The organism is Leptospira chreensis, assembly GCF_016919165.1.
Classification (GTDB): domain Bacteria; phylum Spirochaetota; class Leptospiria; order Leptospirales; family Leptospiraceae; genus Leptospira_A; species Leptospira_A chreensis.
On sequence record NZ_JAFFPS010000071.1, the window covers coordinates 74,050 to 97,812 of the forward strand.

22 protein-coding genes and 1 riboswitch are annotated in these 23,763 nt (G+C 39.1%); of the genes, 12 read left to right on the forward strand and 10 right to left on the reverse strand.

What is annotated here, in order from left to right; genetic code table 11:
• Positions 1-40: 40 nt before the first annotated feature.
• From JWG41_RS18625 to JWG41_RS18655, 7 genes are all read right to left on the reverse strand, one after another.
• Positions 41-667, reverse strand: a complete 627-nt coding sequence (locus tag JWG41_RS18625) for a TetR/AcrR family transcriptional regulator (RefSeq protein WP_205271310.1) — start codon at positions 665-667, stop codon at positions 41-43.
• Positions 664-2,610, reverse strand: coding sequence for an ABC transporter permease (locus JWG41_RS18630; RefSeq protein ID WP_205271311.1), 1,947 nt, complete (start codon positions 2,608-2,610; stop codon positions 664-666). The genes JWG41_RS18625 and JWG41_RS18630 overlap by 4 nt, the downstream gene beginning before the upstream one ends.
• Positions 2,611-2,687: 77 nt before the next feature.
• The gene (locus JWG41_RS18635; RefSeq protein WP_232374128.1) at positions 2,688-3,557 is read right to left on the reverse strand and encodes an efflux RND transporter periplasmic adaptor subunit; all 870 of its coding nucleotides are present in this window, start codon (positions 3,555-3,557) and stop codon (positions 2,688-2,690) included.
• A complete protein-coding gene (locus JWG41_RS18640) occupies positions 3,547-4,839 on the reverse strand; it encodes a TolC family protein (RefSeq protein WP_232374112.1) in 1,293 nt (430 codons plus the stop codon). The genes JWG41_RS18635 and JWG41_RS18640 overlap by 11 nt, the downstream gene beginning before the upstream one ends.
• A 114-nt stretch (positions 4,840-4,953) precedes the next feature.
• Complete coding sequence (locus tag JWG41_RS18645) at positions 4,954-5,874, reverse strand: TPM domain-containing protein (protein WP_232374113.1); 921 nt, start codon at positions 5,872-5,874, stop codon at positions 4,954-4,956.
• Between the two features lie 61 nt (positions 5,875-5,935).
• The gene (locus tag JWG41_RS18650; protein ID WP_205271314.1) at positions 5,936-7,546 is read right to left on the reverse strand and encodes a SulP family inorganic anion transporter; all 1,611 of its coding nucleotides are present in this window, start codon (positions 7,544-7,546) and stop codon (positions 5,936-5,938) included.
• 38 nt (positions 7,547-7,584) lie between these two features.
• The gene (locus JWG41_RS18655) at positions 7,585-9,138 is read right to left on the reverse strand and encodes a helix-turn-helix domain-containing protein (RefSeq protein WP_205271315.1); all 1,554 of its coding nucleotides are present in this window, start codon (positions 9,136-9,138) and stop codon (positions 7,585-7,587) included.
• 144 nt (positions 9,139-9,282) lie between these two features.
• On the opposite strand from JWG41_RS18655, the gene JWG41_RS18660 reads away from it, so the two are divergent.
• From JWG41_RS18660 to JWG41_RS18670, 3 genes are read left to right on the forward strand one after another with little or no spacing between them, the layout of a single operon-like run.
• Positions 9,283-10,269: a sodium-dependent bicarbonate transport family permease gene (locus JWG41_RS18660; RefSeq protein WP_205271316.1), complete on the forward strand. Its 987-nt coding sequence runs from the start codon at positions 9,283-9,285 to the stop codon at positions 10,267-10,269.
• Positions 10,270-10,310: 41 nt separating this feature from the next.
• Positions 10,311-12,149: an alginate export family protein gene (locus JWG41_RS18665; RefSeq protein ID WP_205271317.1), complete on the forward strand. Its 1,839-nt coding sequence runs from the start codon at positions 10,311-10,313 to the stop codon at positions 12,147-12,149.
• Positions 12,150-12,209: 60 nt separating this feature from the next.
• Positions 12,210-12,842, forward strand: coding sequence for a TetR/AcrR family transcriptional regulator (locus tag JWG41_RS18670; RefSeq protein ID WP_205271318.1), 633 nt, complete (start codon positions 12,210-12,212; stop codon positions 12,840-12,842).
• Between the two features lie 40 nt (positions 12,843-12,882).
• Here JWG41_RS18670 and JWG41_RS18675 read toward each other — a convergent pair whose 3' ends face one another.
• A complete protein-coding gene (locus JWG41_RS18675; RefSeq protein WP_205271319.1) occupies positions 12,883-13,644 on the reverse strand; it encodes a lysophospholipid acyltransferase family protein in 762 nt (253 codons plus the stop codon).
• Positions 13,645-13,793: 149 nt separating this feature from the next.
• Positions 13,794-13,918, forward strand: a riboswitch (cobalamin riboswitch).
• Between the two features lie 179 nt (positions 13,919-14,097).
• Between JWG41_RS18675 and JWG41_RS18680 the strand changes: the two genes are divergently transcribed.
• From JWG41_RS18680 to JWG41_RS18705, 6 genes are all read left to right on the forward strand, one after another.
• Positions 14,098-14,664, forward strand: coding sequence for a hypothetical protein (locus JWG41_RS18680; protein WP_205271320.1), 567 nt, complete (start codon positions 14,098-14,100; stop codon positions 14,662-14,664).
• A gap of 140 nt (positions 14,665-14,804) precedes the next feature.
• Positions 14,805-15,665 (forward strand): LIC_13355 family lipoprotein, encoded by an 861-nt coding sequence (locus JWG41_RS18685; protein ID WP_205271427.1) that lies wholly within the window; start codon positions 14,805-14,807, stop codon positions 15,663-15,665.
• A 151-nt stretch (positions 15,666-15,816) separates the two neighbouring features.
• Positions 15,817-16,374 carry a slr1658 superfamily regulator gene (locus tag JWG41_RS18690; RefSeq protein ID WP_205271321.1) on the forward strand — a complete coding sequence of 186 codons (558 nt, stop codon included), beginning with the start codon at positions 15,817-15,819 and terminating at the stop codon, positions 16,372-16,374.
• A 13-nt stretch (positions 16,375-16,387) separates the two neighbouring features.
• Positions 16,388-16,735 carry a slr1659 superfamily regulator gene (locus JWG41_RS18695; protein WP_205271322.1) on the forward strand — a complete coding sequence of 116 codons (348 nt, stop codon included), beginning with the start codon at positions 16,388-16,390 and terminating at the stop codon, positions 16,733-16,735.
• A 131-nt stretch (positions 16,736-16,866) separates the two neighbouring features.
• The gene (locus tag JWG41_RS18700) at positions 16,867-18,378 is read left to right on the forward strand and encodes a PP2C family protein-serine/threonine phosphatase (protein WP_205271323.1); all 1,512 of its coding nucleotides are present in this window, start codon (positions 16,867-16,869) and stop codon (positions 18,376-18,378) included.
• A 122-nt stretch (positions 18,379-18,500) separates the two neighbouring features.
• Positions 18,501-19,082, forward strand: a complete 582-nt coding sequence (locus tag JWG41_RS18705) for a slr1658 superfamily regulator (protein ID WP_205271324.1) — start codon at positions 18,501-18,503, stop codon at positions 19,080-19,082.
• Here JWG41_RS18705 and JWG41_RS18710 read toward each other — a convergent pair.
• Positions 19,060-19,731 (reverse strand): TetR/AcrR family transcriptional regulator, encoded by a 672-nt coding sequence (locus tag JWG41_RS18710; RefSeq protein ID WP_205271325.1) that lies wholly within the window; start codon positions 19,729-19,731, stop codon positions 19,060-19,062. The two genes, JWG41_RS18705 and JWG41_RS18710, sit on opposite strands and share 23 nt — an antisense overlap.
• Positions 19,732-19,801: 70 nt before the next feature.
• Here JWG41_RS18710 and JWG41_RS18715 point away from each other — a divergent pair, with 70 nt between their 5' ends.
• Together JWG41_RS18715 and JWG41_RS18720 are read left to right on the forward strand one after the other, a co-directional pair.
• Positions 19,802-20,725: a hypothetical protein gene (locus tag JWG41_RS18715; RefSeq protein WP_205271428.1), complete on the forward strand. Its 924-nt coding sequence runs from the start codon at positions 19,802-19,804 to the stop codon at positions 20,723-20,725.
• Positions 20,722-21,159 (forward strand): ABA4-like family protein, encoded by a 438-nt coding sequence (locus JWG41_RS18720; RefSeq protein WP_205271326.1) that lies wholly within the window; start codon positions 20,722-20,724, stop codon positions 21,157-21,159. Before JWG41_RS18715 ends, JWG41_RS18720 begins: the two co-directional genes overlap by 4 nt.
• Here JWG41_RS18720 and JWG41_RS18725 read toward each other — a convergent pair.
• Complete coding sequence (locus tag JWG41_RS18725) at positions 21,156-22,796, reverse strand: ankyrin repeat domain-containing protein (RefSeq protein ID WP_205271327.1); 1,641 nt, start codon at positions 22,794-22,796, stop codon at positions 21,156-21,158. The two genes, JWG41_RS18720 and JWG41_RS18725, sit on opposite strands and share 4 nt — an antisense overlap.
• Positions 22,797-22,882: 86 nt before the next feature.
• Between JWG41_RS18725 and JWG41_RS18730 the strand changes: the two genes are divergently transcribed.
• A complete protein-coding gene (locus JWG41_RS18730) occupies positions 22,883-23,710 on the forward strand; it encodes a hypothetical protein (RefSeq protein WP_205271328.1) in 828 nt (275 codons plus the stop codon).
• Positions 23,711-23,763: the final 53 nt, after the last annotated feature.

The following is a 23,763-nucleotide window of genomic DNA, read 5'->3' on the forward strand; positions in this document are numbered from 1 at the left end:
GAGAATTTTACACCTGTGTTAAAACTTTGTCAATGTTAAATCAAAGGAAGGAGGAAAAATATACAAATAACAAACTTTTTAATTCGGCGATCACTGCCTTCTTTTCGGCCGCTTTTCTCTTTCTTTGGGCAATTTTGAACACCGCATCCACCGTTTCCACGATCATGAGCGCACGGTAGTAAGCTTGTTTTTTCTCCACTTTAGGAAACAAGGCGAGGATCACTTTTTCAGCAAGGGACTTAGCGAACCTTTCATTACTTTCAATATCCAATTGCAACAATGCTTGGTTGGTATAAAGTATGGAATTGATCAAACGATAGCCTTTCACTTCACTTAATGTTCGTTCAAAGGCATGAAGAGTGAATTCAATGAAGTCAGGAGAAAACTTTTTTTTCTTTTTTAACTCTTCATCTAAAAGTTTAAAAAAATAATCATGCAGGATAAAATAACAAGATTCTGCATGGGAATAAATAATGGATTCTTTGTTCGGAAAAAATTGATAGATGGAACCAACAGAGATCCCACTCCTTTCCGCAATCAAATCTGTAGTCAAATCATCATACCCAACTTCACCTAACAATTCAATAGCGGTATCAACAATTTTCTGATACCGTTCAATCGAACGTTTCTGTTGGGGAATTTTCCGTGGATTTAATTTTATATTCATTCAGATCGTAATGCAACGATCGGACTCAATTTGGCAGCATACTCCGAGGGCCACCAACCAAACAAAATTCCAATCGATATGGAAAAGAGAAATGCAAATCCAATAGAAGGAAAGGACAAAACAATCGTCCAACCAAAGTATTCTTGTAAAAATAATACGGCTAGGATTCCAAAAACAAGGCCTACGATCCCGCCGGTCAAACTCGTTAAGGTAGATTCAATTAAAAACTGCATCCGAATGTCGGACTCTCTCGCCCCGAGAGCTTTTCTGAGACCGATTTCTTTTGTTCTTTCTTTTACAGACACTAACATAATATTCATAATTCCAATCCCACCTACCATGAGAGAAACCGTGGCAAGGGCAATGAGAAGAGTGGTCATGGTTTGGTTGGTTTCAGAAACTGCAGATTGGATGTCGGCCATATTCATCACTTGGTAAAGATTTCCCATAGATTCATTGGTTCCGTGCCTTTCATGTAAAAATCGTTTTAAAGAAGTTGTGAATTCTTCGGAAGATTCGATTTTCTCCAATTCCATTTCCAAACTATCAACGGCATCTTTATTTAATAATCTTCGCATAGCAGTGTTTAGTGGAATCAAAACCACATCGTCCTGATCACGAAATCCCGCACTTCCTTTTTCAGGCAGGAGGCCAATGACTCGAAACAAAATCCGATTTACTTTTAAATAAGTACCAACAGGATTTTTTCCTTCATAGAGTTCTCTGACCACCGTGTTTCCTACAAGACAAACAAGAGCTCTTTTTTGGTTTTCTTCTTCTGTAAAAAATCTACCTTCTAATGGTTCTAAATTGCGCAGGGTTTCATAGTTGGGACTTGCTCCTGTAATATAACTATTCCAGTTCCGATTTCCAAAAACTAGTTGCCCTCTTCCGTTCACAACAGCGGAGATTTGTTTTACTTCTGAAAATTTTTTAGCAACGGCCCCCACATCAAAAACATCCAACCGGTTGACGGTTCCTGCTTCTAAGGATACACCTCCACTCCTCATCCCTCCCGTACGAACAATGACTAAGTTAGCACCTAACGAAGAAAATTGTTCTTCCACTGATTTTTTCGCCCCTTCTCCTAGTGCCATCACTGAGATCACACAAACAACACCAAATAGAATTCCAAGAGCCGATAAAAAGGTACGCAAACGATTGGAGGATAAGGAAAACAATGATTGTAAGAAGATTCCTTGGAAAAGGGGCCAACCTGATTTCCGATTTAGATTTGTTTTTGGTAAAAGATTAGAATCTTTCTTTTTCTTTTTTCCTTCATCAGATACAATCCGTCCATCACTCACATGGATGATTCGATCACAATACTCTGCCATCTCTGGTTCATGAGTGACCATCACAATGGTTTTTCCTTCTTCATGAAGGCGTTGTAATTCCAACATGATTTCAATTTTACTTTTGGAATCTAGGTTTCCCGTGGGTTCATCGGCAAAGATGATGGGCGGATCAACAAGTAAGGCACGCGCAATGGCTACTCGTTGTTGTTGTCCACCGGAGAGTTCATTCGGAGTGTGATGCACTCGATTTTCCAATCCGACTTTTTGTAACTGTTCTACAGCCCTTTCCTCAGTATGATCTACATTTGTATATAACGATGGCAAACTCACATTTTGAGATGCATTGGATTTAGATAATAAATGAAATTGTTGAAAAACAAAACCGATGAGGCTCCCCCGTACATCGGATAACAAATCAGAGGACTCCCCATCTACTCTACGACCAAACAATGTATAGGTGCCCGAATCCACATGATCGAGAAGTCCCATCACTTGTAATAACGTGGATTTACCGGATCCAGAAGGGCCCATTATGGCGACAAACTCACCTTGTGCGATCTTTAAATTGATCCCAGCAAGAACTGGGAATTTCGACTTTCCTATCGTATAGGATTTGTTTAGGTTATGAATCTCAATTGCTAACAATACTATCTCTTTGGTATCTTTGGTGAAGAGAACGGACCGCCACTACTTGAATATTTCTCATCTTGAACAATTTTCTTTCAAAACACAAATTCATTTTCCGTAAGACCTGAAAGCACTGCCGTATTTTGTTCATCAGAACTTCCGATGTTCACTACCGTTTCCACAAGTTCACCATCAATCTTTTTTGTAACCTTTCCTTTCCCAGACCCACCTTTGACAAACTCATTGGGAAGGAGTAACACATCCCTCTCTTCGGAAAGGATAAAGTCTATGGTAATCGACATCCCACTTCTCAAATATTCGGGGATGGTTTTTAATTCCAAATCAACATTGTACATGGTTACATTGTTTTCTGTCACCGCTTCGTATCCAATATGAGTCACCTTCGCTTGGATGGGAGTGTTTGAATAAGAATCAACAATGACATTGGCAGTCTGGCCTATTTTTATTTTTGATAGATCCGTTTCGTCTACTTTTGCCTGAATCATTAAATTATCAGAAAGTACATAAAGGATGTCTTGTTGTGTGACGGTTTGTCCAGGACTAATGTTTGATGCAATCACCAAACCACGTAAAGGCGAAATTACAGGCGTAGGTTTATAAAAATCTTCCCATTTTTTTAATTCATCTTCTCCTTTGGCTCTTGCCGCATCGAGAAGTGCAGCTCTCTCTGTAGAACTCATCCAAGCAATGATTTTCCCACGACCCACATGATTCCCTTCATTCACGAGAATCGATTCCACTCGTCCCGCAATCGGAGGTTTGATTTCCAATCGGTTTTTCGGGATGGCAGTTCCTGTGGCTCGAACCGTAACAATCAAATCTCCACGAAATACTTTCGAAGATTCCAGTTTGGTATTTGATTTTGATTTACCGAAACCAAATAGATAAACCGTTACAGAAATAATAATAACAACAATGGAAATGAATACAAATTTAATCTTCATCAAAACACTTTCCTAAATTTCGCAAATAAGTAGCTTCTGCCAAACTCAGGTCCCTTTTACCCAACAAATGATTTTTTTCACGATTGATTAAATCGTTTTCGATAATGTCCCAATTTTCAAAACTAATTAGTCCATTGGAGTATTGTGACCTTGCAATCATTGCACGAATCTCCGATGCCTTATAAAATTCTGTTAACACGACTAATTGTTCCGAAGCATTTTTAAAATTTAAATGGGACTGCTCCAAAGAAAACGAAAGGGAATTTCTTTTTGAATCTCGCGTATGGATGGATTTTTCATATTCTGTTTTGGCAATCTTTACATTATAATAATCTCGACCGCCATTAAACAATGGATAGGTTAAATTCAATCCAAAACTATAATTTCTTGGTTTTGGCAACCAAACATCATCTTGTCTCGTCATAGTGGCACTTAAATTTAAGTCAGGATAAAACCCTGCTTCTGCCACACCAATATTGGCCTGAGCCGCTCTTACTTTGGACTGTTCTGCCATGACGGATGGATGTGATTCCAAAAGTGATTCTTTTTCTTTTTCCGAATATTTCTTCTCTAGAACTGGTTCATACGCAAACTCTGAATTGATATTGATGTCCAAATGATTGGCAATCACTCTCTCTACTTCATTCAGGTTACTTTCAAAAAGTCGAAATGCAGAAGAGACTTCAAACTCTGATTGTTTCACAAAGGATTCACTCAGTAAAAAACTACCTTTGTGTTCCCGCCCCACTTCATAACGAAGTTTCACTAAATCACGATTTTTGGTCCGTCTCTCCTTGATTTTTTCGGAAAGTTGGTGGAGTTCTTTTGCATACAACATCTGTGCATATCCAGACTTCAATTCAAAACAAACCTTCAAGCGAGAATCATGTAACGTTTGTTTTGCTGCCTGGAGTAAAGCTTCTGTTTTATCGATCCCACTTTTATCTCGAAATCCAGCAAACAAGTTTTGGTTTGTACTAAGTCCCACGGAATAACGATTGACTGCTGTCGGCCGAGACTCTCCCGAACTGGATGTTTGTGTTGTATTCGAACCTGCGTTGGCCCCATTGATCAAAGGATCATTCACAGTACCCGAACCACTAAAGTTTGCAGACGACTGTCTTGCCGAAGCAAGCACATTGACTGTCGGCAAATACCCAGCATAACTTTTTTCATTTTCAAAAAAGGCTTTGTCGTAATCTGCTTTCGCCGATAAAAATTCGGGATTGGATTGTAAGGCAGTTTGCCAGAGTTCTTTCACCTGGATCGGTTTTGCGCTCAAAGTGACGAAACCGGAAACCGCTAAAGGAACTATTATAATTCTACTCAACTTCACTATATACTAAACCTAAGTTTGATCAGAAAAGTTCCGAAGATTGGAAATTTTTGAAAAAATTTACCAACTTCCAGAACTACCTCCGCCTCCAAAACTTCCACCACCGCCACTAAATCCACCGGAACGAGAGCTCCCACTGCTGGACCAACCACCACTAGAACTTCCAAATGATCCCCCAAAACTCCCTTTCTTCATCCGCTTCCGTCCATGTGGAGTTAACAAATGATAGAGTTTATAGATCCCAACTCCAATAGCATAAATTAAAAATATAGAAGCTCCGATATTGGCCCCATAGATGGCAGTGGGAAACAAACTCCAAAAAGGAAATAAAAAGAAATAGAGAAACCAACCAATATACGGTGTGTTAGCGGCCACATAAGTAAAAATTCCGAGTACAAACAAAACAAAAACGGTGACAAAAATTTTAATTGGTATAGGGATCTCTTCTTGGCCCGCGGATAGTTCACCCAAAAAGGATAATGGACCTAAATGAGAAAAATCTTCCGGCAGGGGAGCCGTATAGGAACCATCGATTCCACCGAGGATTGCATTCACCCCATTTTGAATTCCGGACTCGTAATCTCCCTTTTTAAAAAAAGGTTTAATTTCCTCATCTATGATATGATGGCAGAGAACATCCGTTAAACTTCCCTCGAGTCCATACCCAACTTCGATTCGCAACTTCCTATCATCCAAAGCAATGAGTAACAAAACCCCATTGTCTTTTTTCTTTTGCCCTAGTTTCCAAGTTTCAGCAACCCTAAGCGAATATTCTTCCAGGACCTCTCCCTCTAAGGAAGAAACCACAAAGACAACAACTTGGTTGCTGGTTCGATTTTCATGGTCTTTAAGTTGTTTCTCCAGGGCAGAAACGAAACCAGCATTCAAAGTCCAGGTTTCATCCATCACTCGAGCTTTTAAAGTGGGGACATCTTTTGCTTGGATAAAAATGGGAAGGAGAAAAAGAAGGGAAAAAATCAATATCCTTTGCATACAAGGATATTGATTTTAAAACACTCAGTTACAAGAATTTTTTTATCGACTACTTGTGGATTCGAGTCGCTCCATAGTAGGCTGAGATTGGTTTTAAATCTTCAAAACCAATCAAATTCACGACCCCACCTCGTTCCTCATAGTCCCGCTTGAAACTTTGCAAAAATTCAATGGCCGAAAACCCAATCATTTTGACGTTCTTGTCAAACTTAAGATCCACTCGCTCGCCTGGAGCAATTTTTCTGAAAATTAATTTCAATGAAATCATGTTTGAAAATAACAAAGCATGTTTTACATACAATTCATGGACTTTGTTTTCAGACTTTACAGTGATATCGGCAACAAAGATGTATCGAAGAGGAACTCCAAAATAAATTTGAATCAAAATCGCAGTGACTATACCACAGAAAACACCAACTAGCAGATCTTCTACGATCGTAAGTATCACAGTCACTGAAAAGATAACGATTTGGTCCCAACCTTTTTCATAAGTTTCTTTGAAAACATGAGGAGAAGCCAATCGAATCCCCACCATAATCAAAATCCCGGCAAGTGACGCGAGAGGAATCCTATGAATCAATCCAGGCAAAAGTAAAATGAAAAAGAGTAAAAAGAGTCCATGAAAGAAATTGGACCATCGAGTTTTGGCACCATTTTCCATATTGGCTGAAGAACGAACCACCTCTGCGATGATAGGTAAACCTCCAATCCATCCGAGAAAAAAGTTACCGGCACCTTTTGCTACCAATTCACGATCCATATTGGATTTACGGCGGTACGGATCTGTGTTATCAACAGCCGTCGCCGTTAACAAAGATTCGATACTTGCAATCAAAGCAATCGTGATGACCATCACCCAAAAGATTCCGTCCTTCCATCGGGAGAAGTTAGGAAAAGTAATCCCATCATAAATATGAGCGGGTAAGTTTACTAATTTTTCGGGGCCAATTTTATATGTTTGATCGAGCAATGTATAGGAATGTTCATCTGCTAAATCAAAAACCACTCCAAGAATAATACCAACTAACACAGCTACGAGTGGTGCTGGTAGTTTTTTAATGAGAGGGTTTTTAATTTTTGCTAAGATGGCAATGATAACAATCGCCGAGATCCCGATGATGGCCACTTCCGGATTCACAAACGAAAAACTAAATGGAATTTCTAAAAGTAATCCACCGATCGTTTTGGCCTTAGGAGTGATTCCCAGTGCTACATAAAACTGTTTGGAAATAATGATAATTCCAATCGCTGCCATCATTCCATGTACAACAGAGATGGGAAAATAAACGGTTAAATTTCCTGCCTTCACAAATCCGAGGGCTATTTGAATGGCACCTGCGATCACAATGGCCGCAAGGGTCAGCTCAAAACCAAGTTTGGCATCCCCACCACCAAGTACCATAATCGAATTGAGAACCACAGCGATGAGTCCTGCTGCTGGTCCATTAATTGTTAGGTGAGATCCGCTTAACAAAGAAACGATGATTCCACCAACAATCCCGGAAAAAATTCCAGCCATCGGCGGAGCCCCTGAAGCCAGTGAGATGCCCAAACAAAGAGGCAACGCAATGAGAAACACAATAAAACCAGACAAAATGTCTGATCGCCAATTTTCCTTTAACCCAGGTAACCAATCTTTTACGTTGTCTTTACTGCCCATAGGGAACATCCTCTTTATCTAATTAACTATCTGTATATTTATATGTTTCTATTTTTCCGAAATTGATTTGGATTGATTCCAGACTGCTTTTTGAATTCCAAATAAAACGCCGACCTGGATCCAAATCCTGAAAGTTTTCCAACCTCAGCTACATTCAGTTCAGGCCGTTCATTTAGAATTGCCATAGCTTCTTTAATTCTATATTGGTTGAGTAAAGATGGAAAGTTGAAGTTGTATTCTGAGTTAATCAGCTCACTTAACTGGTGGTAAGAAAGTCCCATTTTAGAAGCAATGAGTTCTTCATTACAATCCGGTTCCAAATATATTTTTTCAGCAACTAACAACGATTCCAGTTTATTTCGAAATTCTGTTTTATCTAATTTCGTAGTAACAGATCTGAATCTGGTTTTTGATTTGTCTCGTTTTTCATAATTCCGCAAAAACAAAAAAGAACCCGCTGTCAAAAAGGGTAGATAGAATACAGCAGCATAAATGAAAAACGGTTGGTAAGGATAAAAATCAAAGTGGAACAATGTCTTTAAGAAGACGGAAAAAAGGAAAAAGAACCAACCAAATACATAAGTCCTCGCATCACTTTCTTCTTTTGAGAATAAAGAATTATGAGTTTTGAATAAATGATAAGCAGCGGTTCCAAATATAGACAATACTAGAAAGATTCTAAATTCATACACTCTCGGATAGAGAGGAACTAACAAATAAAGAAACCCGGCAAAGCCAGAAACCCAAAACCCTATCTGATTTGAAAAACGATTCCCCACAAAACGATCGAAAGATGCCAGATACAGAAAAAATATAAAATGATTAATAGATAAAAAGATATAATAGGAATGCCTAACTAAATCATTCGAATTTCCGAATATAGTGGCAATCTCCTTACCGTGCACCGAATACACGAGAAGGAAAAACATTAAAAAATGAACTAAGATCGAAATATAGACTCTTTCTTTTGATTTTAAATATTCAGAGATTGCCCAACCAAAGGATACAATTCCCATCATGGTGAAAAACAAAAACGTCAAAAATCGAAACAAAACGATGGAACGATAACTTGCATGGGAAACGGTCCGAATCGGGAAATTTAAATCTTCATTAGAAACTAAATAAATATAAAAATAACGACTTTCGTTGGCTCTCAGCGTAACATTAAAATGTGGGAAAGGGGAAAGGACTTCCATCCAATCTTCCCAAACATATCCGCTATAAGAAGTGGTGACCTCCCCATTTTCACCTTCCGAACAAAGTTCGACAAAGGGAATATTAATCCATTGGATGAGAATGCTGAAATAAGTATCTACCGATACGTCGTTTTTGATCTCAACGCGAACCCATTGCCCTCCTAATTCTCGTTTTCCTCGTAAGGAATCGGAACTGCGGTTGTCCATCCAGACAAAATTCCGCAAAGATTGGATAGATTCGTGGCTACAGGTTTTTGGAATTTCTGTCCGGTGAGGTACCAAAAATTGGACATTTTGGCTGATATTGCGGCCGTAGAAACTCTCAGGCTTCCATAAACATCCACCTAAACCGGCAAGGATTGCCAATAGGAGCATGATTTTAGCCATTCGTTTCATCGCAAACACCAGTCTTTGCAAATTCAGCGATCAAGGAAGCGATTTCGAGATTTATGGAAATTTGAAACTCAATATTTTTTGTCCAATTTTATGATATTGGACAAAACGAGTGTCTAAAATGATGGTAACCAGAGGGGGGAAATTATGGATTTCCACGCAGCACTCAACAACATTCTCAACCCACCGGTGCTTTTTTTCTTTTTAGGAATGGGTGTCGTATTTTTCAAATCAGACCTACGAATTACAGAGGGAGTCTCCAAATTCCTTTCTTTGTATCTTTTATTCTCTATCGGCTTCAAAGGAGGGCATGAACTTTTCAAATCACCTTTTGCAGAAGAACATCTAATGACACTCATTGCTTGTATGTTTATGGCATGTTTTGTTCCGATCTACTCTTACTTTATCTTTAGAGCTAAACTAGATCATGCAAATTCAGCAGCTCTTGCCGGAAGTTTCGGATCCATTAGTGCAGTGACCTTTGTAACTGCAGGTGCTTTTTTACATAGTTATGGATATGAATACCAAGGTTTCATCGTTGCAGGAATGGCTCTTATGGAATCACCCGCTATCGTTCTTGCTGTGATCATTGATCGATTGGGTAAAAAGAAAAGTAACGAAAACCTAAACGAAAAAATCCAGTGGAAACAATTACTTCACGAAGCTTTCTTTAGTTCTTCTGTATATATTCTGATTGGAGCCCTGATTGTTGGTTATTTATCAGGTGAGTCTGGATGGAATACAACGAAACCATTCACAGAAGATATTTTTAAAGGTCTACTCACCTTCTTTCTATTGGATAAAGGAATCGATGCAGCAAGACAGATGCGTGAATTGAAAAAGGTGGGATTCTTTCTTGTAGGATCGGCACTCATCATTATGTTGATCAACGTAGTCATTTCCATCCTCCTCACAAAAATCATACAAATGCCGATTGGTGATGCCCTTATGTTTGTGGTTCTCTGTGCCTCAGCATCTTACATTGCAGTGCCAGCAGCTATGAAGGAATCCATTCCAGAAGCAAACCCAAGTATCTATTTAACGGTTGCTTTATCGATTGTATTTCCTATCAACATCATCGTTGGAATTCCTTTATACTTTTATATTCTTAAAGTAATGTCGGGAACTACGTAAGTTAAAGGAACATTTACATTTATCAGAAAAGGGGATACATCATGACTATATCAAAAGGTTATTTCTATTTTCTATTGTTAGCGGTATTTTTGCCGCTAACAATTACGATGGCAGAACCAATGGAAACACCGAGTTCTGAAGGAACCACTCAAACTCCCAAACCTTACGTTTCTTCAATGAAAGAGAAAGGGATTGATCCTGAATACAATCGCCATATGTTTGTGGAACCAGAACTATCTAAACATTCAGCAAATTCACAACAATTTTGGTTAAATGATGTATTACGTTTTGGTTTGTATCTAAGGCCAAGGCAAGAATCCAGATACAATATGGATTTCAATGCGTCTGATAAAGGTTACACGGATAGAACCGTCCAAACATCTTCGATTTATTTTATCTTTGATCCCAGTCCCTATATACAAGCCAAAGTAACCCTCCAAGATGCTCGTGTTTGGGGCGGGGAATCACCTGCATCTACCGGTGACATCCGAGCCAATTTTTTTAACAACACAGCAGACATTTATTCCAAAAACCAAACCAATGCCGCCTCCTTAAACCAAACAGGAATTAGAGAAGCATTTTTAACACTGAATCAACTTCCTTTACGTTCCAAGTTACAAGTTGGACGACAAATTTGGGCCTATGGTGACCAACGTATGATCGGTGGTGGGAACTGGACTGTCAATGGACTCTCCTTTGATGGGGCAAGGCTTATGTTCAACTACGACAATTTCAAAATCCATTTTCTAATGGCACGCCCGTATTGGACGCAAAGCGGAACCAATGGAGTGGTATCAGCAAACGATCCCAAACTCAATTCGGCTGCCACGGGAACAGACACCACATTACTCGGAACCTATAATAGTTTTACCATTCCTGATTGGTTCACTTTGGATCTTTATAGTTTGGGTGTGGTTCGCAAATGGAAAAAAAATCCAGTAAATCCAATTACCGGACTTCCTGAATCTTCAAATGATGATCCACTCGCAGCCAACAGAAGTAAACAAAATCAAAACTTGATCACCACTGGATTTCGTCTCACCAACAGAACCAAAGGAAACTTTTTACCAGAAGGAAAGTCATGGGATTTCACTTGGGAATCTGCCTTCCAAACTGGAACGAGTGGACGACGAATCCAAGACCCTTATCTAAAAGAATACCTTCCTAGCGAATATGACAACACAAGAACCGAAAGAGAAAGGTATACAGGCCAAATGCATGTCTTCCAAACAGGATATACTTTTTTCAAAAAACTAAGATTAGGTGGTCAGGTATTGTATGCTTCTGGGGACAAAAATAGAGCGGATGCTTCTGTATCCACATTCCAAACATTGGCCAATCCCCGATTTGGAGTGATTCCCTATTTTAATAGTGTGGCCGGAATTTCAGAAAATATCAATGCGCAGAATCTATATTCCAAATCTGTCAGTATCACTTACCAAACAGAATCCTTTGGTGAATTCCAAATTACTTATTTCCAAAATGATAAAGCAGAAAAACAAGATGCATGGTATGCCATTAGTGGTGCTGCCAACTCCACAAGTTCCCTTGGTGAAAAAAATCCCTATCCTGTATCAGCTGACAAAGGTAGTACGGAAAACTATTCCAACAATTCCTATTCATCACCTTATGCACTGGGGAAACGGATTTATACGGAAGTGGATTTAACTTGGCACGGGAAAATTAATGATTTTGTTTCCTTATGGATGGGATTTGGGTATTTGAACGCAGGAGATTCCGTCCGTAACTATCGGAATAGCAAAGTCCAATACAATACCACAACACAGTCCTTTGAATGGAACCAAAACTACTTACAAGGCAAAAACCAACTGGCAAGGGATGCTTATATGGCCTATGCCCAAATCAACGCTGCTTTTTAAGAAAAACGTTCGATTTTTGTATGGATTTGAATACCATGGAGGTCAGATTGATTCAAATCCATGTTGGAAGCCTCAAACAAACAAAGACGGATTCGCAATAGCCTCTCTCGCGAGGAAATTAAAAACGTCTCCCTTCTCATTTTAAAGGAAGAAGGGCTGGAAGGTCTTTCCATGCGAAAGATCGCCAATAGACTCGGTTGCAGTGTTGCCAGTCCCTATTCGTATTACGAAAGCCAAATCGATCTTGTCCAAGACTTAATCAAATCCGGTGAGGATGAACTCCTCTCCATGTTAAAAAAAGCAAGTGCTGAAGAAGAATCTGGTTTTGCCTTCCAACAATTGGCCGCCATTGCCCGTTCCTATTTTAACTTCGCCAGTAACAACCGTGAATTACACAAAGTCATGTTTGTCACCGATTACGGTGGCGTCCATAGAAAGGCCTTCCCTCAATTGCCAAAAAGTTATCGTTTCTTTTTAGAAACGGTTCGCATTGGATTTGAGTCCGGCGAAATTCCTTATCCTAAAAATGAATATCCTGCCATTGCTCGGATGATGTGGAGTTGGATGTATGGAGTGATTGTTTTGGATATGACAGGAATGCTTCGTAAACGAAAAGGTTCCGGAAATCCCATTGAAGAAGGGATTTCCTATTTCCAAAAACTCCTGAGTAAAAAGTATCCTAACAATAAATAGGTGCTGCAGTATTTAAGAAAAACTTTAGTATCAAAGTATACTAACCAATACTTGGCGAAATTTCCAAACCGTCATTTTCATCATCTTCAACTTCTTCCGCTTCGGAAGTAACCAAAACAGAAGTTCCTTTGTCTTTTAACCGAATGAGCTCACTTCGAATATAACTAAGGGTTTCTGACGCATCTTTGACTTCCCGGATGGGATTACCCACCGACAAACGAATGGGTTGATTCAAATTATAAGCATCTAAGAACATAGGAATGATGGGTAGGCCATAACGTTTGCTGAGTACTGCCATACCGGGATGGAGTTTGCGAGACTTTCGGAACCCACGAAACCAAGTACCTTCCGGGAAAATTCCAATCCCCAAACTACCTTTAGCGATCCGTTGTTTCATTTCTTTCATTGTGCGCGGATCTGATTCGTTACGATTCACAGGGATGAGGTCAATCGATGTAACAATCCCTTTGATGAGTTGTTCCACTTTTTGTTTTTTTGCCTTCTGAAAACTATCTTTTGGTTTTTTACCGGAATCAATACTGGCAAGAGCCGTTGTATAAATTCCATATCGTTTCAAAACTCCACGAATCACAAAGGCATCATAAGGAAGTGTAATGAATCGTAAAAATTTATTCCGAGGTTTGATATGATTGGCAATGAGAATCACCGATTTACCGCTAAACTCTCGTAAGATGTGATCGTTTTCCAATTTCACTTTTTTTCTTCCATAAATTTGGCGCATGGGTTTTACAAATGCCCACATAAAAATAAAACCGATCAGCCGACCTAAAACGTAAAACATATAATCCCTCTACTCTGTTAGAACTAGTTGTTCCCAGTTGGTTGCAAAATTCACTGCGTAAATTTGTCTCTAAGCTTAGAATCTTAAAAAAAAATCAAATTGTAATGATTTTCTGCAAAGGCAAAACGATTCTTTACATTTGACAATTCCCCCTTTGGCAAAATCCTGGGAAATACCTTTAGGGAGGAAATAGGTGAAATTCCTATGCTGACCCGCAACTGTAATCCAAACCAAAGTTTGGTGAGCCAGATCTTCCCCGTAAAGTTTACCTCGTGGTAAAGGAACTTTACACACTGATTCCAAATGTCCTCCATTTGGATCCAGGGGCCCCGAAGGCATCGGGGCACCCGAAACAAGCGCTAAAACAATATTTTTCAATTAGGAAAGACCTAACAAAAGTTTGTTTATCGCTAAATCGAGTTCCCTGAATTTTTAACTATTTAGGAGACTTCTATGAAAAGAACACTCAAAACCACTGCCCTTTCCCTGATTTTGCTCGCACTCATTGCTTGCAGCACAGAAAAACAAGTTTCTGAAACAGATTCAAATAACAATCTACTCATGGGATTGTTAGCTGGTCAAGTATCCGAATCAAGTAAAGATTTTACTTTGAACGGTGTTTGGAATAGTTTCACTGGAAATGCAACCACATTGGATACCATAACTACATTCTCTGCTAAATACGGCACTCACGGATTACAACTAGACGACAGTTCTGCTTTCGGTGGTTTCTCTAGCTGTTACATCATTATTGAATTTAACAATGCAGAAGGAAGTTTCATCACTCAAAACCCTGAAAACAACGGTGGATGTTTTGCTGGTGATACAAACAAGGGAAAATACAACAAAGTATTCTATTTTAAAAATACTGCGAAAGAAAACTCTTATTGGTTATGCACAGTTGCTTTTGGAAAAACATACGATGTTGCAAAAGCGCAAGCTGATACATCCACTAGAACAAATCCTGGTAGCTCCGGTTGCGGTGCTTCTGCATTCTCAAGATACGACAAGAAAATATAATCGTTTCTAATCGAGAAGTTGACTGAAGTCCCTATTGCAAAGATGGGGACTTCCAGTGATGAATGTAACTGATGTTTCAAAAAAAGAAATTACAACTTGGACTGGACTTTACGGAATCAATTCCTAAATTGGGAGATGCGATGCAAAAACATTTCAAAATAAAAACATTATGTCCTTTGTTTCTGATCTTATTTGTATCCTTTTCCTTTTGTAAAAAATCTGCATCTGGTTCCGCAGAAGAGAATCTTGCTGCTCTGTTACCTTTACTGAATGCAGCTTCCAATGCTAGTGTTTGCCCAAAGGCAACACTCCCCACGGACATCTATCTTGCTACAACCGTCGTGAGTGCAAACTCCAGTATCTCTGGTTTTAACGATCCAAAAAAAGCAATCAACGGAGTTTGTGGTGCAGGAGAGATGGCAGGTTCCCTCGATGTCTATGCATTGGACATCACTGGAGCCGGTGCAACGATAGTTCTCAGTTGGGGAGGCAAAACTGTAAAAAATGCCTCTGACTTAGACTTTATCATCTATGATAATAGTTTCCGCATCTCTGATGATAGCAATACCTATGCCATGGATCCTTCCGTCGTTCAAGTTTCAATTGATGGAACGAATTTTTGCGGGTTTAACCCCAGTTATTCGGGAGCCAATGTCAACTTAATGGACAGTTGGACTCGTTTCGGTGGACTCCGCCCTGTTTATTACAATATGACCACAAAACCGTATTCCAACGAAGACCTTTTCATTAACACCGGTGGTTCGTTTTTGTTAGGTGGCGGTGATGGTTTCGATTTAGACAATTTAGACCCAGCCGATCCGAATGATATCGGTTGTGATACAACCTTAGCCAATAATATCAAAGCAAACGGCTTTAAATTCCTAAAGATTACCTCCGCAAGCAATGTGAACAATCCAAACACAGGAATCAACTTTCCTTGGCCTCCTGGAAGTTATAATGGAAGCGACATTGATGGAGTCGTTGCACGCGAAATTCAATAATGGTTTGCCATTATGTCTGATTTGTCTTCTTCGATGTTCTACTAAAAAAACATTAAAAAACGACCTGTATTTCAGTTGACCGATCCTTAAAAAGAGTTCTTTTTTTTAGAACCACACCTCGGTGCGCATCCAAAAATAAACGGAGACAGAATTGAATCAAAAGGGACCCATTATTATTGGGGAATACCATACCATTCCAGAAAATTTGCCTGCTGATGGCCAACTTCGATTGATCTTCCAACCAATTGATATGACTTCGTACTGGAGACGGTGTGGACTTACTGCAAATTTTGTTGCCGGATTTTATTCGTACTGTTATGAAGCTAGTGAATCGAAAGCTAACTCCCTATCGACGATCATTAACGAACTTCTTGAAAATGCCTCTAAGTTTTCGAAAGCAAGACAAGGCAGGATCAACGTAGAATTAAAACAATACGGAAATCTTTTAAGAATTGATGTTTTAAATGTGGCGTCAAAAACCTTACGAGATAGTTTTGAGCTTTTTGTAAACAAACTCCAGTCTGGGAACGTCGAGGAAATGTATTTTTCTACACTCGAAGCCAAAGAAGATGGAGAAACTAAATCGGGATTGGGCCTTCTTATGATCTTAAAGGACTACCCTGTCCGTTTTGGTTATAGTTTCCATGAGATCGATGTCGATACTCATGAAATCACAGTAAGAGCAATTATTAACGTAGAAGAGATATAATAGGCGAAGCTTCATGGAAATCAAAGACTTAGATTACAATATACAATACAACGAAGCCACTAAGACTGTCAAATTCGTAGGCTCCATCCGATTGCAGAACTTACCCGCTTATGAACCTATAAAATTATTTTTAAGAGACGCAGCCAAACTTAGCCAAGGATCCGCACTGACCTTGGACTTCAGAGATTTACAATTTGTAAACAGCTCAGGGATCACTACCCTATCCATGTTTATTATTGATTCAAGAAAAACGGCAGCTTACCAAATCAAAATCCAAGGATCCACCAACATTTCTTGGCAGTCGAAATCTCTATCCAATTTCAAAAAACTTTGGGACCAAGTGGTTTTAGAAATCTCTTAAAATCACAGGCCCCCAACCCTCCTCTTTAAAAAAGGAAAAATCATTTGCAATTTATGCAAGATGTATAATGTTATAATCAATGTTCCGCAATTTTTTTTTGCGCGAAATATAACGAAAGAAAACCTTACTCTATGCCGCAATCTCCCGCTAACGCAAATCGATTCGTCCTATCCGACTACTACAAGAAACAACTAAAAGAGATTGCCTACCAAGGGGAATTCCGGGCAGAAACTTTCGCGACCAAGTTCCGATTCTTCTTCCTTGGAATGATCTTTATCTTTTCCACTTTGGGACTGCTTTCTGGCCGTCCTATTGTTGAGTTTTATTACCAAATTTCCGCCATCTTAATTCTACTCAGTTATAACTTCATTGTTCTTTATTCGTTAAAAAAATCTGGCAAGTATCTTAATATCTTTAAATTCCTTTCTTCCTTTTTAGAGATTAGTCTACTAACATTCGTTATAGGATATACGGCAAACGCACAAAAAAACCCGAGCCTTGTGTATGCAGCTCCAATGATCTATGTGTTCTTCATTCTCATCGCACTCGCTTCGATACGGAATAATACAAAGACTATCATCTTTGCGGTCATTGTACTAATTGTTGAGTATGCATCTCTAACCATTTACTTCTATCCAGAGATGACCGATTTGAATACAAAACTCATCGAGTTGTCGTCCCATCTGAAACCAAACTTTCTGGAAGAAAACAGTACCTTCTTTTTAGTCAGTGCTATTCCTATGGGAATTTTTCTCATCCTGACATACATGATTGTCACAGGTGGGTTGATACTTTATGCAATCCGCAATACATCTCGTACTTCTCATGAACAAGCAGATTTAATTTTTAGTACAGAAAAACAAGCCATCTTAGAAGAGAACATGCATCTCGGAATGGAATTGGAAGTAGCAAGACAGATTCAGGCCATGGTGCTTCCTCGTAACGAGGAATTAAAAAAGATCCAAGAACTAGAAATTTCTGCTCGGATGGACGCAGCCAAAGAAGTGGGTGGTGACTATTACGATGTAATCCACCATGAAGACGGAACTGTTTATATTGGAATAGGCGACGTAACAGACCACGGGCTTGCTTCCGGAGTGGTGATGCTTATGACTCAGTCAGCGTTTATCACAACTTTACGTTCAACGGTAATTTCTTTACGTGAATCCCTTCGTTCCATCAACTCTATATTGTTTTCCAATATTCATATTCGAATGAATGACATTCGGAACCTTACCTTGTCTTTATTTTCTTATAAAAATGGTGTGTTTAGCACCGTGGGACAACACGAGACCATTATCGTCTATCGTCATACTCTGAAAAAAACAGAAATTATAGATACCGTCGATAATGGTATGTTAGTTGGTTTAACAGAATCTATTGACGATTTTATTCATGAAAAACAAATTCCTCTCCAACCAAAGGACATCATCCTATTATATACAGATGGAGCAACGGAGGCCGAAAATCCTAAAAGGGAACAATTCGGATCTCAAAGGTTAATCGAATCACTCGAAAGACATATAGAACTTGATAATACTGACGCTATTTTAGACGCCATCTTTAAAGATATCTACGTCTTCATTGATGGAATGGATGTTTATGATGACATTACCATCATGATCATGCGTAAAAAAGATTAAAAATCCTACCTTGGTCAATGGATTAATTTTCGCAGAATAACGCCGATTAATGCAAAATGAGTCAGAAAAAGCGCTTGCGGCATTGAAACTACTCATATACAGTCGTTAGTTGAACTAGAACTATGCGAAAGTACGGCAATTTTAAATCTGCAAATAGTATCAAACAAGAACCCGTTTCCAAAATTCAAATCCAATTAAAACCTTTGGATTTAATGCGGCATTGGCGCCGGATCGGAATCATGTCCGACTTTATTGGTTATTTTTACGGTTTTTCTTTTTTACCCGATATCCCTTCCGATTCGATGGATATGAAAAATTCAGATATCGTTAATTCCATCTCCACCGTGTTTAATGAATTATTAGAAAATGCTGCAAAATATTCTTATGATAAAAAAGCAGATATTGACATCTCTCTCATCCATAGAGGCAAAATCTTTGAAATATTAGTTCAGAACCAATCGAATGAACAAAATGTAATAGCTTACGAAACCAGTTTAAAAGAAATTTTCTCTACAAACGATTTGGAAAGTTTGTATCTGGAAAAACTAGAAACCAATGAAAACGATCCGCAACATTCTGGAATCGGTCTGATCATAGTTTTGAAAGATTATCCGGTAGAAATGGAAGTTATTATTGAATCGAACGGGGAAGAAACTACCGTCACAAACCGTGTCATTTATTTTACAGACGGGTTCCCTCAATGATAATCTCTAAGATCTGATTTACCTCTTTACGGAAAATTTCTTCTTCTTCCTTGGATTTGATTTGTTTCCACTTCCGTTCGTTTAACACAGCAAAGCCGTGAACACCACTCCAAAAACTCATCATAAGAGTGTCTGTAGGGACAGAATTTTTTAACTTCAAAGACTTTTGGCCAAACTCCACAATTTTATACATTCCCAAATAGGCTAACTTTCCGCATTCTCTCAAATCCTCTGAGATCGGATCACCAGAAACATAAATCTCACCACCAAACATAAGTTCTGATCTTCTTGGATTTTTTAGGAGGAGAGAAATATACTCTTCACCGGCCTTTTTTACTTTTTCCAAAGGATCATCCGAATAGGCCCAGGCTCTCTCCATACCCTCTGTGAGTTCCCGAAATCCGTCAGTTACGAGGGCTTGGAGGAGGTCCATTTTTTTGGGAAAATGGCGATAAGGGGCGGTATGGCTCACACCCAAGTCACCTGCGATGTCACGCAAACTCAAGGCGGAGACTCCTTTGGTTTCTAGGACCTTTCGGGAGTGTTCTAAAACCTCTTCTCTAAGATTTCCATGGTGGTAGGTGCTGGATTTCGAGGGAGTCGCCGAATTTGGTTTGGGGAGGGTCTGTTTTTTTTTGGCAGGTTTCATATTAAAAATGTTTACAATGTATACTTTCTATGTTGACAGAGTATACATTTATATTTACACTGTCTACATTATGGATTTTGCCAACTATAGAAAACAACCACTTTTTTGGAATGGGATCGCTATGGCAGTGCTCACAGTTGCCATCCTTCCCCTCCTATTCCTCGATACAAGAACCCTTTTAGGAGTCAATGTCTGGGTCAAACCCCTCAAGTTTTCCCTATCCGTGGGATTGTACTCCTTCACTACCGTTTGGGTTATGTTTACCTTTCTCAGAGATTGGAAACACCAACACAAAATCCAAATGGTTTTAACGATTACTTCGTTCATTGAGATTGTCCTCATCACCTTACAAGCGGCACGCGGAGAAGCAAGCCACTTCAATATCACAACCACTTGGAACCAAATTGTATTTTCGGTTATGGGCACAAGTATTTCCATATTCTGGGCCTTCCACCTTTGGATGGGATACAAAATCTTTCGGAAAGAAGCCATTCCAGAGTCGGTAAAAGAAAGTCTTGTTTGGGGGCTCACCATTGCTGGTTTTGGAATGATCATTGGTTTTATGATGACCTCCCCTAGACCAGAACAATTAGAGGCAATGAAAGCAGGGATCTTAGAAACCAGTGGCTCCCACCAGTTCGGTAGTGGAGATCCTGGCAAAGGAATCTTATTTTTTGGTTGGAGTACAAAACTCGGTGATATGCGTGTTCCCCATTTTTTTGGAATGCATGTGATGCAGATTTTTGTTTTTCTTGCCGCTTATTTGAGTCGAAAAGTTGATACTTTGCAAAACCGAACTTTGGTTCGATTCACTGGAATTCTATTCTTATCAATGAATGTCATCATGGTCATCCAAACTTTCAATGGAGAGTCTGTGTTTCACTTGAATCCTATGTATACGAGTCTCTATGGAATTTCCTTGTTACTCATATCTCTTTGTCTCTTAAAAATAATTTCACAACCCACAAAAATGCAAAAGCAGGTCACTATATGAACCCTTCCCTAATTTTTCAAATTGCCAATGGCATCACAGTCATCGCTTGGTTAGTTTTGATCCTATCACCAAACCAATTGAAGGTGATTCGACCTTTGAGAGTCTTCGTATCTGGACTTTTACTCGGCGGAGTTTATGTGTTTGCTCTTATCATCGGAAATGGACAGGCCGAAGGAGATTTTTCTAGTTTGGAATCGGTAAGGTCTCTTTTTGCCAATGATTACTTTTTATTGGCAGGATGGATTCATTATCTTGCCTTTGATTTGTTTCTTGGAACCTGGGAAGTGGAAGACGGAATTAAAGAAGGAATTCATCGTTTCCTTCTTGTTCCCATTTTGGCCCTTACATTTTACTTTGGGCCGGCAGGATGGTTATTGTATTTGGTTTTAAGACTGGTTACAAAAAAGATAACCAAAAAGGTAAAAACAACCTAACCACCATATACATCGAGGAGAGAAAGAACTCGTTGGCATCTGTTCTTTTTCTCTTCATCACTTTCTAATTCGGCAATTTCCAAATTTTCAAAAGCTAGATCCCTACCTGTTTTTTCATCTAAGGTTTTAGCGTTGGACTTCGCACCAGATTCTAATAACAAAGCAAGCACAGCAGAATTTCCAAATTTACAAGTTTCGTGTAAAGCCGTACTACCAGTGTTATCTGAGATATGAATATCGATTCCTGCATGGATTAATCTTTTTGCCATACTCGGTTCCCCAAAAACTGAACACCAATGTAAAGGGGTCATTCCATTCACGGACTGAAGATTTACCCGGGCACCTCGGCGAATGAGTTCATCCATAAGCGCTGTTTTTTCTTGTAAACGAAGTGTACTATCCTGACACAACTTAAAGATGGCTGTTTCTCCATTGGCATCCAGTTGGTTGGGATCGGCCCCTCGTTCCAAAAGACGCATACACGATTTGTATCGTGCACGAACAAAACTTTCCTGTAACAAAGAAAAACCCAAAGGATTACGAATCGGATCTTGGATTACATAATCTAGAGACCCCACAGTTCGAACAAAGGAATCCAAAAGATAAACATCATCGGAATCCAACCAATCGAGAGTTTTGTCCTCGTTTTTAGATTCCAAACTAGAACCTAAATGGTTTTCATAACCTTCCGGAAATTTATGTTTCAGCAGTGGGATAAATAATGGTTCTGTTTCCGAATGACAGACGACTTCATGAATCAATTGCCAATGTTTTTGATTGGGAACTACTTCATTTGAAAGAAGAAAAATTAAGGTTTCATTTAACTTCTTTTGACTGAGTTGGAAAGTTACCTGTAAGTTCTCTTCTTTAAAATGAACTTCTGAAATGGAAGATGGGTTTTCCGGCCAATGGTACATGACAAGAGTGAGTAATTCATCTTTGAGATGTTCGTTTAAAAGGGAAAAATTTTCCTGTAAGGATAAGATATTTCCAGACAATGCAAAAATCTTAGACGCGAGTTCACTGGAAACAAATTCGGGAAGTTTTTTATCAGAATCGCCATGCTCATCGAATTGGATTTTGTAAATATGTGTGGCAGTAAAACTTCCGTGTAACAAAGTGTTCCACTGATCTGCAATGGCCAAATACAATTTCCCTGAAACAAAACGATCATCTAACGAATCTATAGTGATTGATAATCTTACAGGGGAAGTATTTACATTTTGATTGATGATAATTTTTAAAGTTTTGGAAGGAGATTCAGATGTGATATCGAAGAGTAAATTTTTTAACCGAGTAATCTCAGGTAATCCGGAAATCGAAATTCGTAAATCGTGTTCGTTTCCCTCTTCATCTTTCAAAAAAACAAGTTCTTCATTTGACCAATCAGATACAAAATCCGTGGAGTATCTTCCAAAAATCTGACCTTGGAGTTTGTGTTCAGGAATTGAATCATTAAAATGAAGATCAAATAACACGAGTGAGTCGGAGGTCCCTGACTCAAATTCAATACGGTAATCAAAATGGTTCCAGGAAGAACATTTTTTGCAGCGATACTTCCCTTTTTTTCCTTCCAATTTGGAAGTTGAAACAGAGTGGCCACTAAAACAATTAGAACAGGATAAGATCGTTTTCATATTTCGCTTGTTCCGATTAATAAAACAGGAGAGTTTTGACGGATCAATCGAAAATTAATATCTTATCACCATTCAGGCAGGAATTCATGGGACAAAACCAATATTTGGTCATCGGAGGATCGGGAGAGGCGGGCCAAAGTGCCATCCTTTGTCTAAAAGAGAAAGATCCATCTGCCTATATCATAACATCAACTACAACAAACGAACCCGTGTCGAATGCGGATCTTACATTTTTTGACAAAAAAGCAGAGCCTGGCCTTTCGGAAAAGATTGTAGCAGATCTGGGAAATCACAATATCAGTCCCAGTTTTAAAGCCATCATCTACACTCCTGCCCTCGGAGAAGTGGGATTTCCGATTGCGGAGAGTAGTCCCAAACAAATCAAAGACACTCTCGGAATTTGTCTAGATCCCATTCTCGAATTGGAAGAGGCATTGAAGCCAGAACTCATGGTCGCCTACTCTGCGTTTTACTGGCTCAGTCATACCTTGTCTTTTTATGGTTCCATGGGAGTTGCCAAATACAAAGCCGATCTTTGGGCATTAGAAAATCCAAAAAACAGAAAGATCGTCAGAGCAGGAACTTTTTTCTCTAAAAGTGTCAGAGGGATTTCGATTGTTCTCCAACGAACAATGAAAAAAACAAACAATCCAGACCTCCTAACATTAAAAAGTCGATTTGAAAACTCCGATCAAAAGTTTATGGATTTTTTTCTATCCTACGCTTGGGAACATGAAAAAGAGGCCTTTCAATCTCAATTTAAAACGCCATACCGACCCACGGAAAGAAAAGATCTAAGTCGTGGTTTGTCTTTGGCCTTGGAATCGAAGGCACCCATTGTCACTGTACTTGGTGATTGGTCCTGGGAAGAAACAGAACTTCCCAAAGTTCCGAATTGGTTTAGTCAATTCTAGTTGTTTTATTTTTAGAAACAAACAAAAATAGACCAATTGGTATACGGAGGCTA

Coding starts and splice junctions, on each gene's coding strand:
- JWG41_RS18625 (WP_205271310.1), bottom strand. CDS start 667: ATGAATATAAAATTAAATCCACGGAAAATTCCCCAACAGAAACGTTCG.
- JWG41_RS18635 (WP_232374128.1), bottom strand. CDS start 3,557: ATGAAGATTAAATTTGTATTCATTTCCATTGTTGTTATTATTATTTCT.
- JWG41_RS18650 (WP_205271314.1), bottom strand. CDS start 7,546: ATGGGCAGTAAAGACAACGTAAAAGATTGGTTACCTGGGTTAAAGGAA.
- JWG41_RS18655 (WP_205271315.1), bottom strand. CDS start 9,138: ATGAAACGAATGGCTAAAATCATGCTCCTATTGGCAATCCTTGCCGGT.
- JWG41_RS18660 (WP_205271316.1), top strand. CDS start 9,283: ATGGATTTCCACGCAGCACTCAACAACATTCTCAACCCACCGGTGCTT.
- JWG41_RS18665 (WP_205271317.1), top strand. CDS start 10,311: ATGACTATATCAAAAGGTTATTTCTATTTTCTATTGTTAGCGGTATTT.
- JWG41_RS18670 (WP_205271318.1), top strand. CDS start 12,210: ATGTTGGAAGCCTCAAACAAACAAAGACGGATTCGCAATAGCCTCTCT.
- JWG41_RS18675 (WP_205271319.1), bottom strand. CDS start 13,644: ATGTTTTACGTTTTAGGTCGGCTGATCGGTTTTATTTTTATGTGGGCA.
- JWG41_RS18680 (WP_205271320.1), top strand. CDS start 14,098: ATGAAAAGAACACTCAAAACCACTGCCCTTTCCCTGATTTTGCTCGCA.
- JWG41_RS18685 (WP_205271427.1), top strand. CDS start 14,805: ATGCAAAAACATTTCAAAATAAAAACATTATGTCCTTTGTTTCTGATC.
- JWG41_RS18695 (WP_205271322.1), top strand. CDS start 16,388: ATGGAAATCAAAGACTTAGATTACAATATACAATACAACGAAGCCACT.
- JWG41_RS18700 (WP_205271323.1), top strand. CDS start 16,867: ATGCCGCAATCTCCCGCTAACGCAAATCGATTCGTCCTATCCGACTAC.
- JWG41_RS18705 (WP_205271324.1), top strand. CDS start 18,501: ATGCGAAAGTACGGCAATTTTAAATCTGCAAATAGTATCAAACAAGAA.
- JWG41_RS18710 (WP_205271325.1), bottom strand. CDS start 19,731: ATGAAACCTGCCAAAAAAAAACAGACCCTCCCCAAACCAAATTCGGCG.
- JWG41_RS18715 (WP_205271428.1), top strand. CDS start 19,802: ATGGATTTTGCCAACTATAGAAAACAACCACTTTTTTGGAATGGGATC.
- JWG41_RS18720 (WP_205271326.1), top strand. CDS start 20,722: ATGAACCCTTCCCTAATTTTTCAAATTGCCAATGGCATCACAGTCATC.
- JWG41_RS18725 (WP_205271327.1), bottom strand. CDS start 22,796: ATGAAAACGATCTTATCCTGTTCTAATTGTTTTAGTGGCCACTCTGTT.
- JWG41_RS18730 (WP_205271328.1), top strand. CDS start 22,883: ATGGGACAAAACCAATATTTGGTCATCGGAGGATCGGGAGAGGCGGGC.